Consider the following 15,098-nt stretch of genomic DNA (forward strand, 5'->3'; position numbering starts at 1 on the left):
TTTCTATATTCTACTATTTTATTACTTTTCCTCAAGTGAATCAATTTAACGGTCTATGCCCTAGTAATTATATGACTAAACTTACTTACCCTAGAAAAAGACTCGGTTCTAACATAATAGAACCGCGTCCCTATTCTTCCTGAATAAACTTTACTACATCATATCCACATTGGTTGCAAACCATTAGATGAGGACAAATTTGATCTTTGGCTGTATTCGGATAACCGTCTCCCATTTTAACGGTTTCTTCATCGTTATAGTGACCATAAGGATCTAAATAGTCCGATACCTTCCCTGAATCATCTAAGCGAGTATTACACTTGGGACAATCAACCTCTAGCACTTTTAGTGAATTACATAAAGGACACATTGCCATCAATACCATTCCTCCCTCTTAATTTACCAGCTTATACTATTGTCCCCCTACTTTTCCCAAGTATTTATGCTATATTTTAGGAGAATAGTTTAATGTGAAGGGATTGAGAGTTAACAATGCAAACTTATAAAATTGCGGTTATAGCTGGAGACGGCATAGGCAAAGAAGTGGTACCAGCAGCCATAGAAGTGCTTGATGAAGTTGCAAGGCTTGATGGGAGCTTCCAATTTGAATGGACTTACTTCCCATGGGGCTGTGATTACTATCTAGAGCATGGGGAAATGATGCCTGAGGATGGGCTTGAAACATTAAAGCAATTCGATCAAATCTTTTTAGGTGCAGTAGGAATGCCTGAGCTTGTCCCTGATCACATTTCACTTTGGGGATTATTGATTAAAATACGCCGTGGCTTGAAGCAGTCCATCAATGTTCGACCGGCTAAGCTTTTAGCTGGACTTGAATCACCTTTAAAAAATCCTGAGAACTTCGACATTACAGTAGTTCGTGAAAATTCAGAGGGCGAGTATTCTGATAGTGGCGGCCGGATGCATAGTGGAGCAGATGAAATCGCTATTCAAAATGCTGTTTTTACTCGAAAAGGAACTGAGCGAGCAATGCATTACGCATTTGAACTAGCGAAAAATTCTCGTCAGCATGTAACAAGTGCAACGAAATCAAATGGGCTAACATACTCTATGCCATTTTGGGATGAAGTCTTTAATGAAGTGAAAGAAAATTATCCTGATATCGATACGGCAGTAAACCATATCGATGCTTTAGCTGCATTTTTTGTCATGAAGCCACAAGCATTTGATGTAATTGTTGCTTCGAATTTATTTGGTGATATCCTAACTGATTTAGGCGGTGCAATTATGGGAAGTATCGGTATTGCCCCTGCTGCCAATTTAAATATCGAGCGGGAATATCCATCAATGTTCGAACCGGTTCATGGTTCAGCACCAGACATTGCAGGTAAAGGCATTGCCAACCCAATTGGCCAAGTTTGGACTGGTAAAATGATGCTCGACTTCCTGGGACATCAAGAAGCAGGAGCTCGCATACTAAATGCAATCGAACAATCTTTAGTAGCTGGTGTGAAAACCGGTGACTTAGGTGGAGCGTCTTCCCTTACTGAAGTGAAAAATTCAATTTTACAATCTCTATAAAAATGTAGAAGCCCAAAAATCCAATTGTGATTTTTGGGCTTTAAATTTAATTATCTTTTAAAGTTTCAATGGCATTCATGCGTATTTTGTGATTACACCTCTCGCAATAAAAAAAATTCACCTTTATTTCATCTCCACAGTCATCCGGATCAATCGAGCCACTAAAGCTGAATTTCCTTTTTTGCTTTAAGAAATTACTCTTATTTTTTCATTCACATGAATAAGCTATAGTAATCGACTAAGAAGAGAAAGGTAGGAAGAATGATAAAGGATTATGTATCTGATATTACCTTTCAAAATTTAAGTCATAAACACATGTCTTTTGAAAGGGTTTTTCGTAATATTGAACAGTTTATGGAGAAAGATCCCACCGGAAATTTCAAATTAATGTTTGGGACCGATTCGCAAGTGTTTAGTCGAGAAACAAGATTTATAACAGGCATCGTCATCCAACAAGAAAGAAAAGGTGTTTGGGCATGCTTCCGAAAAGTCACTATTCCAAGAAGAATGACCAACCTCTATGAACGAATCTCTTATGAAACTACCTTAACAGAAGAAGTAGTAGCCCTTTTCACCGATGAGAAAAAAGACAGTTTAATAGACATTGTACTTCCTAACATCTATAAAGGAGCAAGTCTTTCAATCGAAGGCCATATTGATATAGGCTCAGGAAAAAGAAACAAAACGAGTATTTTTGTAAAAGAAATGATGTCACGCATAAATACAATCGGATTGAAGCCTAAAATAAAACCAGACTCATTTGTAGCCAGCAGCTACGCAAATCGGTTTACTAAATAAGTGTAGAAAAGACTAAATCACCTGTGATGCATTTTTCATAATATTAGACACATAGTTATTAAGTTTTCATTCTATTGTGATAATATTAAGATTGAAAGAATAATATTGGGGGAATTAAATATGTTAGCAAATTTTGAGGAAAATCTACAAAAATACGCGAAGTTATTAGCTGCAAAGGGCATCAATGTTCAGCCTGGTGACTGGGTTAAAATGACTATCACGGTTGATCAAGCCCCTCTTGCACGTTTAGTGACAAAGGAAGCTTATGCATTAGGTGCCGAAAAAGTCATCATTAAATGGTCTGATGATGAAATTACGAAATTGCACTATCTAAACCAACCAACTGAAGTTTTAACAGACATTCCTCAATATGAAATCGATGAGTCTGAAGATCATGTTTTAAATCATCATGTGAGCAGACTTTCAATTGTATCGAGTGACCCTGGCTTACTAAATGAAGCAGACCCTGCAAAAATTGCTGCTTACCAAAACATTGCAGGTAAAGTATTCCATGCACAGCGTAAAGCAACACAAAATGATGATTTAAAATGGACAGTTGCAGCTGCAGCTGGAGCAGGCTGGGCAGCAAAAGTATTCCATAACCTTGCTACAAGCGAAGAACAGGTTGATGCATTATGGGATCAAATCTTTAAAGCTTGCCGAGTGTATGAAGAAGATCCAATTGCTGCTTGGGATGAGCACAAACAAATCTTAAACGAAAAAGCCAATAAGTTAAATGAAATCCAGTTCGATGCAATTCACTATACTGCTCCTGGTACAGATTTAACTTTAGGTTTACCTAAAAACCATATTTGGGCTTGTGCAGAAAGCTACAATCCAAAGGGTGATGAGTTTATTGCTAACATGCCTACAGAAGAAGTGTTCACTGCTCCTGACACACGCCGTATGGACGGTGTTGTTCGAAGCACGAAACCGCTTAGCTATGCAGGTACTTTAATCGAAGGGATTGAAGTACACTTCAAAGACGGTAAGATTACTGAAATCTCAGCTGAAAAAGGCGACGAAGCAATCAAAAAATTAGTCTTTGATAACGAAGGTGGTACTGGCTTAGGTGAAGTAGCACTTGTTCCAGATCCATCACCTATTTCACAATCTGGTATCACATTCTTCAACACTTTATTCGACGAAAATGCATCAAATCACTTAGCAATTGGTTCTGCTTACCCAACTACAATTGAAGGCGGAACAAAAATGAGCCCTGAGGAATTACGTGCAAACGGTATGAATACTTCAACAGTTCACGTAGACTTCATGATTGGTTCAGCTAACATGGATATCGATGGCATCAAAGAAGACGGTACTATTGTTCCAATCTTCCGTAATGGCGACTGGGCAATCTAATACATTATTAATATAAGCTTTAAAAGGCGCTGAATGGTCATCATTCGGCGCTTTTTTATACGAATTTGTAGGAAGGTGTCGATATATTTCCCGAGAAATGTTTTATTTTTGCGATTTAAATCGAAATAGGCATTATTCCCTTTCCAACTCTCTAAGGATTGAATCGTATCTATTACATCTCATCATTTAGTCCGTTATACAGAAACTATGACAATCCACAAAAACACGAATTTTAATTAAAAATTAAAATAAAATGTTCGGTTTTAACTAAAATTCATTATTAAAACAGAGTCTCAACACACCCTTCATTCGTCACTTTTAAATTTTCTAGTAATTTCATGTTTCTTAATCTACAAAACTATGTTACACTTTGTTCTAACAGTGTCCACTACGGAGATACATCTGTACACTCTAATAAAATAATTTACTATCACCTCGGAGGGTCATCATGAAAAACATTGTACATAAGTGGCAACAAATTAGCCTCGTTAGACGAATTTTACTTGGTATTATTATTGGTGTTTTATTAGCCCTTACCATTCCAGAGGCAACTAGCTGGGTATCAATTTTCGGTTCATTATTTGTTGGAGCATTAAAGGCAGTGGCTCCTATTTTAGTTTTGGTTTTAGTCATGAATGCAATCTCAAGCCACAAAAGTGGTAAAAAAACGAATATGAAAACTATTATTGCTCTATATGCAATTGGGACATTTTTAGCTGGAATAGTTGGCGTTGTTGCGAGCTTCTTATTCCCCGTTACTTTAACTTTGACAACTAGTACTAATGAGGTCGCTCCTCCTGAGGGAATTTTACAGGTGCTGCAAACTTTACTTTTTAACATTGTGGACAATCCAATTCATGCCTTAATGAATGCAAATTATTTAGGGATTTTAGCTTGGGCGCTTTTACTTGGATTCGCATTGAAAAAGAGCGCTGATAGTACAAAAACAATGATTGCCAACTTTTCTGACGCAATTACTAATATTGTGAAATGGGTTATCGAATTAGCTCCATTCGGGATTATGGGTCTAGTGTTTGATGCTATTTCAACAAATGGGTTAAAATCCTTAACTGAATACGGTCAGCTTTTAATATTACTACTTGGCTGTATGTTATTTGTCGCATTAGTGGTTAATCCGTTGATTTCATTTATCTTTACTCGTCAAAATCCATATCCATTAGTACTTAGAACTTTAAAAGAAAGTGGATTAACAGCATTCTTCACACGTAGCTCTGCTGCCAACATTCCGGTAAATATGGCGTTATGTGAAAAATTAGATTTAGATGAAGATACTTATTCGGTTTCCATTCCATTAGGAGCAACAATCAATATGGCAGGTGCTGCTGTGACAATCTCTGTATTAACACTTGCGGCTGCACACACTCTTGGTATTGAAGTAGATATTTGGACAGCGATTATTTTAATGGTTTTATCAGCTGTATCTGCATCTGGCGCTTCTGGTGTAGCAGGTGGTTCATTGTTACTTATCCCCCTTGCTTGTAGCTTATTCGGTATTTCAAATGATATCGCTATGCAAGTGGTTGCTGTCGGTTTCATCATCGGTGTATTACAAGACTCTTGTGAAACTGCCCTTAACTCTTCATCTGACGTATTATTTACAGCAACAGCAGATATTGCAAATAAACGCTCAAAAGGATAATCAAATAATTAGAATAGGAAAAGGAGCCGTTTCACACTCATGTGAAATAGCTCCTTTTTCTATTACTGTTGTTCTGATTCGCGATATCGCATTGTCAGCCCTTTTATAAAGTTACGCGTAAAATTATCTCCACACTCTTTATAGTTACGATGATCTGCTTTACGTAAGATTGCCCCGATTTCTCCTTTTGACACATTTAACCTTGCATCATAGAAGATTGTGATCATGTCCTCAGTCGTTAAACTTAGTGCAACCTTTACTCTCTTAATGAAAAGATTGTTTGCTGCATCCCGTTTCCCTGTTGGCTCAGGTGCTTTTGTCTGATTTGGTTTTTGCTCTTGTTTTCCACGCTTAAATGTTATAAACCCGTTTAAAAATGCTTCAAGCTTTTCATAATCACAAAGCATAAAGTTAGGGTTACTTAAGTCAATCTCACCATCTTCATCAAATTGTGGCTTAGTTAAAATTTTAAGCACTTCTTCTTTCGAAAGTTCCATACCGCCCAGTTTAAATATTTCGACCATGTCTGTATTTTTAATATCAAGTGCATAACGTAATCGAATTAGTAAATCATTATTTGTCATATTGCTCTCCTTTTACTTTCTAAAGCGAAAAATTTATGTATTCCTTAATTTATCACATCGAGGACTTTCCATCCATTAAACACTATTATTGACTACCGCTAATCTTACTTACTGATGTTACTTATTTCAATACTTCCTGTACATTAAAACATAAATGTTCTCGCTTTCTTTGACAATTAAAGCAAGTATAGCAAAATCCGCTTACATACTATACTCTCGTCGGAATTTTGCTATAATAAAAAATATTTAATAGCATATGGAGGTCTTTTAATGAGACTAAATGAAAAGGAACTAGAAATCGTAGAAATTCTAGAAAAAGATGCCCGAATCGCAACTGAGGATATCGCTAAAATGGTGGGCTTAAGTCTTGAAGAAACAACGGAGTCCATAAAAAAACTAGAGGAAAATAAAGTCATCGTTCGCTATATTTCCATTGTGGATTGGACAAAGGTTGAAGAGCACCCTGGTGTAAGAGCAATGATTGATGTAAAGGTGACACCAAAGCGTGGGGTTGGCTTTGATGAAATTGCTGAAAGAATTTATCGTTTTGACGAAGTAAATTCTGTGTACTTAATGTCGGGTACATATGATCTATCGATTATTGTGGAAGGGAAATCCATGAATGAGGTGGCAAACTTTGTATCTCAAAAGCTCTCTACCTTAGATTCTGTTATCTCAACAACGACTCACTTCATTTTGAAGAAGTATAAGCATGATGGAATCATTTTCGAACCAGATAACAAAGACAAAAGAATTGTGGTGTCACCTTAATGGAATCAACAAAACGTACGTATGTATCGAAATTGGTACATGATTTAAAGCCATCAGGAATTCGTCGCTTTTTCGATTTAGCAGCGGGAATGGAAGGTGTAATCTCTTTAGGGGTTGGGGAACCTGATTTTGTAACTCCCTGGCATATCCGTGAAGCGGCAATCACTTCCCTTGAACAGGGATATACCTCCTACACACCGAATGCAGGATTATTAGAGTTACGCGAAGAAATTGCCTATTATATGAAAAGTCAATTTAATGTAGCCTATTCCCCTGCTGATGAGATTATTGTAACTGTTGGTGCAAGCTCTGCTATCGATATTGCATTAAGAACAATTTTAGACCCGGGCGATGAAGTCATAGTTGTGGAACCATGCTTCGTATCTTATGTACCTATGGTCGAATTAGCTGGTGGTGTGGCTGTTCAAGTCCAAGCATTAAAAGAACATGATTTTAAAATTTTACCTGATCAAATCGAAGCAGTTATTACAGAAAAAACAAAAGCTATTATGCTATGCTCACCAAATAATCCTACCGGTACAATGTTAAGTAGAAGTGAATTACAGGGGCTAGCAGACTTAGCTAATAAATACGATTTATTAGTAATTGCCGATGAAATTTATGCAGAGCTAGCCTATGATGAAGAATATACAAGTATGGCAGCCATTGATGGAATGCTTGAAAGAACAATTTTAGTTTCTGGATTCTCAAAAGGCTTCGCCATGACAGGCTGGCGTCTAGGATTTGTTTGTGCTCCTGTTGAGATTTCAAATGCAATGCTGAAGGTTCACCAATATGGTTTAATGTGTGCTTCTACAATGTCACAATATGCTGCCATTGAAGCTCTGAAGCACGGTCGAGCAGATGTAGAAGAAATGGTAAAAAGCTACCGTCGACGCAGAAATTATATTGTACAGTCCTTTAACGAAATAGGATTAGAGTGTCATAAGCCTGGTGGAGCTTTCTATGCCTTCCCATCTATCCAATCAACTGGGCTAACTTCTCAGGAATTTGCCGAAAAGCTATTATTGCAAGAAGGCGTAGCCGTTGTTCCAGGGGACGTATTCGGGGAAAGCGGCGAAGGTCACATCCGCTGCTCCTACGCCTCCTCACTAGAGCAGCTACAGGAAGCAGTTAAACGAATAAAACGGTTTATTGATTCACTTTAGAGCCTCTTAGTTATCAATATAAAAAAACGAATTCCCAAAATATCAGGAATTCGTTTTTTATTTATATTATCGTTTTTCTTCTTCGTCTTCCCAACATTCAACATCACCGATATTCGGAACATTTTTCTTGTAGAAGACTGGGTCTTTGCCTTGGTTACGTTGAGCAATATAGTCCTGGATAACTGGTTTTGCCACTTTCCAAAGCATTAAGATTGCCAGTAAGTTAATGATCGCCATTATGGCCATGAAAAGGTCTGCTAAATCCCAAACAACTTGAACTTTCGCAACTGAACCAAACATAACAAAACCTACAGCTAAAATACGGAAAATTAGTAAGCTTGTTTTAGAATCTTTGATAAACCCAATATTCGTCTCACCATAGAAGTAGTTTCCAATAACCGTACTGTAAGCAAATAAGAAAATAGCAATAGCTAAGAAAATTCCAGCCCATTCTCCTAAATTAGAAACTAAAGAAGCTTGTGTTAAATTAATAGAAGCTGCATCCGATTGAAGATATACATCACTCAATAGAACGATAGCTGCAGTTGAAGTACAAACGATTAATGTATCAATAAACACACCTAATGTTTGAATTAACCCCTGTTTAACCGGGTGAGACACTTCTGCTGTAGCTGCCGCGTTCGGTGCAGACCCCATACCAGCCTCATTTGAGAATAAACCACGTTTAATCCCATTCATAATTGCTGCCCCAATCATCCCTGCAAATGCTTCTTCAAATCCAAAGGCAGATTTGAAAATTAAGGCAAACATACCTGGTAATTCTGTAATATTTAATACTACAACAACTAATGCAACAGCAATATAAGCAATCGCCATAACCGGTACGATTACTTGAGTAACGCTGACAATACGCTTTAATCCACCAAAAACAATAATGGCTGTTAAGATTGAGATGATAATACCAACTACAACACGATTTGTACCAAAGCTTTCTTCAAATGCAATAGTAATTGTGTTTGCTTGTACAGCGTTAAATACAAAACCATAAGTTAACGTAATTACTACTGCAAAAAGCACACCCATCCATCTCTTATTTAATCCTTTTTCCATATAATAAGCAGGACCACCACGGTACATGCCTGTGCTAGAATCTTTGACTTTATACACCTGAGCTAATGTACTTTCAATTAATGCTGAAGCTCCACCAATTAAGGCAATCATCCACATCCAAAATACAGCACCTGGTCCTCCTAGCGCAATGGCTGTAGCAACCCCAGCAATATTACCAGTCCCGATACGAGATGCTGCCGAAATTGTAAATGCTTGGAATGAAGAGATCCCTTTCTTCTTCCCTGATTTATCTTTTGGTGATTTTTCAGTAAGTAGCTTGAACATTTCAGGGATTAATCTAAATTGTATTAATTTCGTTTTAAACGTAAAAAATAGTCCGATTCCTACAAGTAAAACAATTAATACGTAAGAATACAAATATGTATTTACTGTTCCTAATATACTTTCAAACAAATTCATAATCCTTCCTCCTTCATTTATTTTCTACTAATTTGAGTACTTTCGAGTTAACTATTTCATATTCAATTAAGCGCTTAATTTTTTCCACATAATTCTTCATTCTAAAAATACTATTCATGCGCTTTCCTACTATTCTTAAAAAAAGAGACTATTTTCACTATAAATAAGGGTTTAACTTTTAGAATGATTGTACGAATACGAGAAAATATAAGTATTCAAACACTTTCAAATTATAACAGTATAATATTACAGAAGTAAAATATCAAAATTTTATTAATATTTCTATAATAAAACCATATAAAACAAAAGAATCAAGCGCTGCTCTACCATAAAGGGATTTAGCAGCGCTTGAAAATTTAGATCCTTAAATTTTAAATTTGTTTACTAATTCACGAAGGTTTTCCGCTAGTTTAGATAAAGAAGCAGCTGCATTTGTTACTTCCTCTGTTGCAGCAAGCTGTTCTTCTGTTACTGCTGCAATTTGACCTGCATTATCTGAGGTTACCTTTGCTAACTGTGCAACCTCCTCTATTGAAGCATTTACTTGCTGAACACTTGCTGATAACTCTTCGGAGATTGCTGAAAGCTCCTGTGTTTGCAAAGTAGAATCTCCGATAGAAGTTTTAATAACATTGAAGGTTTTACCCGTTTCTTCAGCTAAATTCACTCCGTTTGTTACCTCTTGGTTTGCTTCGTGCATCATTTGAACTGCATTTTCCGTCTCATTTTGAATTGTTTTAATGATTTCCGAAATCTGATTTGCGGAGGTTCTCGATTGTTCCGCAAGCTTACGTACTTCATCAGCTACTACTGCAAAGCCTTTTCCATGTTCACCTGCACGAGCCGACTCAATTGCTGCATTTAGTGCAAGTAAATTTGTTTGATCTGCGATACTTGTGATGACTTCTATAATATTGCCGATTTCTTTTGATTTGCTCTCTAATTCTTGTATCACTTGATTTGTTTCTGAATTAGCTTGAGAAATTGTTTTCATTTGTTCAATAACATTCAGTACATTTTTATAGCCCAATTCCGTATGGCTAGTAGACTCTATTGATGATTCTGCTACACTTGATGCATTATCTGCAATTCTTGTAATGGCTATAGTGATTTCATCGATGGCTTGTGCACTTTCCTCTGTATTTTTCCCTTGCACCTCAACATTTTTGGCTACCTCTGTAATAGAAACTGCCACCTGATTCGTTGCAGCGGTTGTTTCTTCAGAGCTTGCTAATAGTTCTTCTGCTGCATTCGAAAGCTGGATAGACGAAGTAGTCACTTCATTAATCATCATTTTTAGGTTTTGAGACATTTCATTAAAGTTTTCTGCTAAATCACTTAATTCATCGCCAGTTTTATCGTCAATAACTGCTGTAAAGTCACCCTCACCAGCCGATTGAAGAACCGTTGAAAGTCGATTTAATCGATTCTTTATTTTTCTTGTAAAGAATGATACGCCAATAATGGAAACAACGATAATAATCAATAATACGATCAAGAAAACTCTAAGTACTTTTGAAATAATACTATCGATAATATCCTGAGCTGCTCCTACGTATAGTATCCCTACAATATCACCTTGTGCATTTTTTAACGGCATATAAGCTGCTTGATAAATATTTCCTTGTACATTTGCTTCACCTAAATAATTCTCACCTTTACCAATAACAATATCTGCAACCTCTTGTGAAATTTGTGTACCAAGAACACGTTCGCCGTCCTTCATAACGTTTGTTGCAACACGTGTATCTCCTTGGAAAATTGTCACAGTATCACCAGTGTCCGCTCCGATTGCGTCTACTAGACCTGCATTTTCGTTCATCAAAGTAGCCCCTTTATATAACTGGTTATCTTTGATTTCCCAATCTCCTGGATATGTACTATCAATATAATTTAAGGATAACTTTAAATCTCCCTCTGCTTTTTGAATGGCAAATTGCTTAATGCCGGCTCGCACTTCATTATTTACTACAAGTCCAATGACAGTTGATAGTAAAAGGATAACGAGAATAACAATTATATTTATTTTAGTACCTAGCTTAAGTTTCATATAATACATCCTTATCATTTAATTTTGATTTTCAAATTTCCTATCTAGCCTTTAATACGTTCAGGTTTGTGATTGGAAGGTCCAATAATTGTTTAATATAAAGTTCACAACAGGAATCACCAGAATGGTAACTAATTCACCTATGACATAATGGAGATTGAAAAGATGAACTATGACAAACATTAATAGAAAATTTAAAAGAAACCCTATTGCTGACACAGTCGTAAAGCGAAGGGCTCTTTGTCGAGTAATGATGCTTCCAAATGTATATTTAACATTTAGAAAGAACGATACAATCGTCATAATGATAAATGAAAGTGCAGAACTCACTACAGGATCCATATACAGACCTTCAATAAAAATAAACACTGAAATAAAATAAATTAATGTACATATACAGCCGACAAAGCTATATTTCAAAAACTTTGTAAACAATGTTTTGCTTAATATCATGACTTCTCTTCCGAATCTCCTTTAAAATGCAGACTTACTATCTATTAGTAGAATCTTAACTTTCAATCAAAGACCTTCCTAGCAATATTCTTTTTTAAGATAGTATTAGGCTGTCGTTTATTTCGATTGATTAATAGAATTAATTGCAAAAAGACAATGGGTAAAAGAGATTTTTTATATGCAAGATATTTAGGCTCCCAATCTGTTGCAAATTTACCTTTAAACTCCTTCAAGCCTTTAAAATTATATTTTTTATTTCCATAACGATAGACATACTGAAGTAACTTTTCACTAATAAATGAATCCTCGCAATTGCCTACATTGGCTAACGGCGCCATACCCAAGCTGCACTTATGGAAGCCTGACTCTTTTGCCCATAGAATTATATTTGTAAATAAAACATCCATTGTCCCATGTGGACTTTGTTTACAATTTCTCATTAAGTCAATAGTGACCGTCTGCTTATAATTTGTTGGTAACGTGGCAAAAGCGATAATTTTTCCTTGTGGATCCTGCATTAGTGCAATCGGGAAACGGGAAACATAATCCTCATAAAAAGAAACCACCGAAAAACCCTTCTCCTTTTCAGTTCCAAGCCAGCATTGTGAAATGCTCTTTATATCGGAAATATGCTGTGGAGAATGTGGTGGTTGTAGAACCCTAAATGTAAAGCCATTTCGGGTAAATTTATTTAATCTAGTTCGTAGCTTTGCTCCCCTTTTCCCATCTAAAGAAAAAGAGTTTAGCTCAATAAGTGCTTCTTCACCTAACTTCATAAATCGAAAACCCGCATCATGATAGAGTTGCATATAACGGGGATTTACCTGATAGTAAATCGGCTTTACCCTGTTTTTTTTACAAAACTCATTGAATTCTTTTATAGCCTTGTGGAAATTCGATTCTGTGCCTAAAGGATCGCCCAGTACTACATATTTATCGAAAATTTTCTTATACACAATCAACACATTCAAGTCTTTTGTCCAAAACTGTTTTTTATCTTTTAAAAAGATTAAATGTGATACATGGTTACCCCCGTTCTTTTTAAAAAAAGTGAGCAAATCATCATACTGAACGTGTACCTGATTTTCTGATAAACCTCTCTTCATAAGCTTTTTTTGAGAGTTAGAAATAGAAATGAGGCTTTTCATTGAAACCATGGGTATTTCCTCCTGTTAATATAACAACATTATCTTTTCTGATAATATCACATAGTAAGTTGTATGGATAGATAGCAATTTTTAACTATAAATTCTAAAAATATTAACATTAATAATTGGAATATATTAGTCACAAAAAAACTAAAGTCCTAGTATTAACAATCACATTTATTTATCGATATAACCATATGAAGATGATTTATAAAAATCTATCAACCATGAATAACAACAAAGGAGAAAAACATCATGAAGTGGATCAAAAATTTAAAACTAAACCAGAAGTTTACAATGCTTTTGGTTGTTACATTAGTTAGCCTTTTATTAATTGGCAGCATCAGCTTTTTCCAATTTAAAAAAATGGGCGATTCGTTGGAGGATATGTATGATAATAAACTTCTGCCGATAGAGACAGTGACTCAAATGAAAAACAATTCACAATATGTACGTTTGGCATTAATTGAGTTAATGATTAATACAGAAGCAAATCGCAACGAGGAGCTACTAACGGCAGTTGGAGATAGACTTGATGCTAACAAAGAGTTAAGAGCGTCTTATCAAACAGATAATCCTGAAGAGCTTGAAATATTGACATCAATCGAAGTATTAATTACTGAATTCAATAAATATAAAGATGAACTGCTTGATTTAGCCAATAAAAATCAAAATGCTGAAGGTTATGCACTTTATGTAGCAAAGGTCGCTCCGATTTTCAATGATTTAGATGATAATTATACTAAGATTATTGATATAAATAGTAACGATGCTAAATTAGTTAACGATGAAAACGAAAAAGAAATCCAAGCATCAAATATCCTATTACTAGTAGTTATCGCGATAGCACTAGCTTTATATGTAGGGATCAGCTGGATTATTGCTCAAGCGATTTCTAAGCCAACTCAAGAAATGGAAAAGCTAATGATCAAAGCAGCGCAAGGAGATTTAACAGTTCAGAGTACATATGTATCTAAAGATGAAATTGGTTCACTTTCACATTCATTTAACGATATGCTTACTCAATTAAAGCAGCTCATTATGAATGTACGTGAATCTTCTGACCAAGTAGCAGCTTCTTCAGAGCAATTAATCGCAAGTGCTGAAGAAACTAGTAATGCATCTCAACACATTGCAGAAGCTAGTACTTATTTAGCTGCTGGTTCTGAAAGTGCTGTGAAGCATACAGATGAAATTTCTATTTCTACACAAGAAACAGCGATGAGTATTAGCCATATCGCTAATTCCATTTCACTAGTTTCTGAAGAGTCAAATGCAACAACTGAAGAATCAGAACGTGGAAATATAGCATTAAATAAAACCATCGAGCAAATGAAATCTATCAATAGTACTGTATTAGCTTCATCAAATGTTATTAAGGATCTTGGCAGTCGCTCATCTGAGATTGAGAAAATTGTAGGGGTTATCTCTGGTATTTCAGAGCAAACAAATTTATTAGCTTTAAATGCAGCAATCGAGGCAGCACGAGCTGGTGAAAACGGTAAAGGATTCGCTGTTGTAGCCGAAGAAGTTAGAAAGCTTGCTGAAGAATCAAGACGTTCTGCTGAACAGATTACTCACCTAATTTTAGATATTCAAAACAGCACAATGGAAGCTGTTGCTTCAATGGAACAATGTACATCAGAAGTAGAGACAGGTCTTCATTTAATCAATGAAACAGGGGAATCCTTCGGAAAAATCCTGCTTTCTGCTACAGATGTATCAAAAAAATCAGAAGAAGTATCTGCTACATCCGAGCAAATTGCAGCTTCTGTTGAAGAAATGAGCAGTAAAATCTTGAATGTTTCAAAGAGTGCTGAAGAAGCATCTTCAAATTCACAAACTGTAGCAGCTGGTGCTGAGGAACAGCTTGCATCTATGCAGGAAATTACAGCCTCTGCCCACGCCCTTGCAAAAATGGCCGAAGACTTACGCAGCGTTGTGAACACATTTAAAATCTAGAAGTTAGTAAGACATCGAGTAGGAGGGAGTGATTAACTCCCGACCTCTCACACCACCGTACGTACGGTTCCGTATACGGCGGTTCAATTAAGATGAATAACGCAAAGT

At 36.0% G+C, this 15,098-nt stretch carries 13 protein-coding genes; 7 read left to right on the top strand and 6 right to left on the bottom strand.

Translation table 11 applies throughout. The features are described 5' to 3' along the window. Positions 1–130 precede the first annotated feature (130 nt). A complete protein-coding gene (locus BJ095_RS11435) occupies positions 131–376 on the bottom strand; it encodes a hypothetical protein (RefSeq protein ID WP_107935289.1) in 246 nt (81 codons plus the stop codon). Positions 377–492: 116 nt separating this feature from the next. Between BJ095_RS11435 and BJ095_RS11440 the strand changes: the two genes are divergently transcribed. From BJ095_RS11440 to sstT, 4 genes are all read left to right on the top strand, one after another. Beyond that, the gene (locus tag BJ095_RS11440) at positions 493–1,542 is read left to right on the top strand and encodes a tartrate dehydrogenase (protein WP_107935290.1); all 1,050 of its coding nucleotides are present in this window, start codon (positions 493–495) and stop codon (positions 1,540–1,542) included. Between the two features lie 261 nt (positions 1,543–1,803). Continuing rightward, positions 1,804–2,340: a ribonuclease H-like YkuK family protein gene (locus BJ095_RS11445; protein WP_107935291.1), complete on the top strand. Its 537-nt coding sequence runs from the start codon at positions 1,804–1,806 to the stop codon at positions 2,338–2,340. Positions 2,341–2,460: 120 nt separating this feature from the next. After that, positions 2,461–3,702 carry an aminopeptidase gene (locus tag BJ095_RS11450; RefSeq protein ID WP_107935292.1) on the top strand — a complete coding sequence of 414 codons (1,242 nt, stop codon included), beginning with the start codon at positions 2,461–2,463 and terminating at the stop codon, positions 3,700–3,702. Between the two features lie 448 nt (positions 3,703–4,150). Then, positions 4,151–5,362 carry a serine/threonine transporter SstT gene (gene sstT / locus BJ095_RS11455; RefSeq protein ID WP_107935293.1) on the top strand — a complete coding sequence of 404 codons (1,212 nt, stop codon included), beginning with the start codon at positions 4,151–4,153 and terminating at the stop codon, positions 5,360–5,362. A gap of 62 nt (positions 5,363–5,424) precedes the next feature. Here the strand turns inward: sstT and BJ095_RS11460 are convergent, their stop codons facing one another. Continuing rightward, positions 5,425–5,946: a YehS family protein gene (locus BJ095_RS11460; protein WP_107935294.1), complete on the bottom strand. Its 522-nt coding sequence runs from the start codon at positions 5,944–5,946 to the stop codon at positions 5,425–5,427. Positions 5,947–6,216: 270 nt separating this feature from the next. Here BJ095_RS11460 and BJ095_RS11465 point away from each other — a divergent pair, with 270 nt between their 5' ends. Beyond that, the gene (locus BJ095_RS11465) at positions 6,217–6,717 is read left to right on the top strand and encodes an Lrp/AsnC family transcriptional regulator (protein ID WP_107935295.1); all 501 of its coding nucleotides are present in this window, start codon (positions 6,217–6,219) and stop codon (positions 6,715–6,717) included. Beyond that, positions 6,717–7,886, top strand: coding sequence for an aminotransferase (locus tag BJ095_RS11470; protein WP_107935296.1), 1,170 nt, complete (start codon positions 6,717–6,719; stop codon positions 7,884–7,886). Before BJ095_RS11465 ends, BJ095_RS11470 begins: the two co-directional genes overlap by 1 nt. A 66-nt stretch (positions 7,887–7,952) precedes the next feature. On the opposite strand, the gene BJ095_RS11475 is transcribed toward BJ095_RS11470, so the two are convergent. The 4 genes from BJ095_RS11475 to BJ095_RS11490 all read right to left on the bottom strand — a co-directional run bounded on the left by BJ095_RS11475 (position 7,953) and on the right by BJ095_RS11490 (position 13,037). Then, positions 7,953–9,377 carry an alanine/glycine:cation symporter family protein gene (locus BJ095_RS11475; protein ID WP_107935297.1) on the bottom strand — a complete coding sequence of 475 codons (1,425 nt, stop codon included), beginning with the start codon at positions 9,375–9,377 and terminating at the stop codon, positions 7,953–7,955. Positions 9,378–9,741: 364 nt separating this feature from the next. After that, positions 9,742–11,427 (bottom strand): methyl-accepting chemotaxis protein, encoded by a 1,686-nt coding sequence (locus tag BJ095_RS11480; RefSeq protein WP_235867647.1) that lies wholly within the window; start codon positions 11,425–11,427, stop codon positions 9,742–9,744. Between the two features lie 60 nt (positions 11,428–11,487). After that, positions 11,488–11,880 (bottom strand): GtrA family protein, encoded by a 393-nt coding sequence (locus BJ095_RS11485; protein ID WP_107935299.1) that lies wholly within the window; start codon positions 11,878–11,880, stop codon positions 11,488–11,490. A gap of 62 nt (positions 11,881–11,942) precedes the next feature. Further along, positions 11,943–13,037: a phosphatidylglycerol lysyltransferase domain-containing protein gene (locus tag BJ095_RS11490; protein ID WP_107935300.1), complete on the bottom strand. Its 1,095-nt coding sequence runs from the start codon at positions 13,035–13,037 to the stop codon at positions 11,943–11,945. 246 nt (positions 13,038–13,283) lie between these two features. Between BJ095_RS11490 and BJ095_RS11495 the strand changes: the two genes are divergently transcribed. After that, on the top strand, positions 13,284–14,990 hold the full coding sequence (locus BJ095_RS11495; RefSeq protein WP_107935301.1) for a methyl-accepting chemotaxis protein: 1,707 nt from the start codon (positions 13,284–13,286) through the stop codon (positions 14,988–14,990). Positions 14,991–15,098: the final 108 nt, after the last annotated feature.

This window comes from Ureibacillus chungkukjangi, assembly GCF_003217295.1.
Lineage (GTDB): Bacteria > Bacillota > Bacilli > Bacillales_A > Planococcaceae > Ureibacillus > Ureibacillus chungkukjangi.